Consider the following 625-nt stretch of genomic DNA (forward strand, 5'->3'; position numbering starts at 1 on the left):
CTACTCGGGCACCTCGACGTTGACCTGTAGCGCGTCGTGGCGCCAGTACTCCAGGTCGCAGTCGATCAGGCGGCCCGCCTGGTCGCGGTTGACCCGCACGATCTGCAGCGCCGGGCTGCCCACCGAAACCCGCAGCGGCCCGGCGGCTTCCGCCGGGAGGATGGTCGGGACCATCTCGAAGCGCACCCGGCCGTAGCGGATGCCGTAGTGGTTGGCGTAGAGATCGGTCAGCGAGCGAGTCAGGTCAAAGCGCTCGATGCCGGGAAAGTAGGCGGGATTCAGGTAGTGCTCGGCGTACAGCACCCGCCGCCCGTCGACCCGCCGCGCCCGGCGGATCTGGAACACCCGCGACAGCGCCGGCAGCTCCAGGCGCTGGCAGATGTCGACGCTGGCCGGGATCATCGCCGCGCCGAGCACCTCGGTCTCCGGCACCCGGCCCTGGTCGGCGACCATCGCGTGGAAGTGGCTGCGCACCAGCGGGTTGTACAGCAGCCGCTGCGGCGAGACGAACCAGCCGCGGCGTTCCTCGCGGTAGATCAGGCCCTGGTCCTCCAACTGGCCGAGCGCCTCGCGCAGGGTGATGCGGGTGGTCGAGAACAGCTCGCTCAACTGCCGTTCGCTGGGC

General features: G+C 70.2%; 1 protein-coding gene. It reads right to left on the minus strand.

Annotation, left to right across the window (positions count from 1 at the left end):
- Positions 1-625 (minus strand): UTRA domain-containing protein (locus DMH08_RS39780; protein ID WP_125621454.1); only part of this gene is annotated, 625 nt, incomplete at its 5' end.

Origin of the sequence: Actinomadura sp. WAC 06369 (assembly GCF_003947565.1) — a bacterium.
GTDB classification, from domain to species: domain Bacteria; phylum Actinomycetota; class Actinomycetes; order Streptosporangiales; family Streptosporangiaceae; genus Spirillospora; species Spirillospora rifamycini.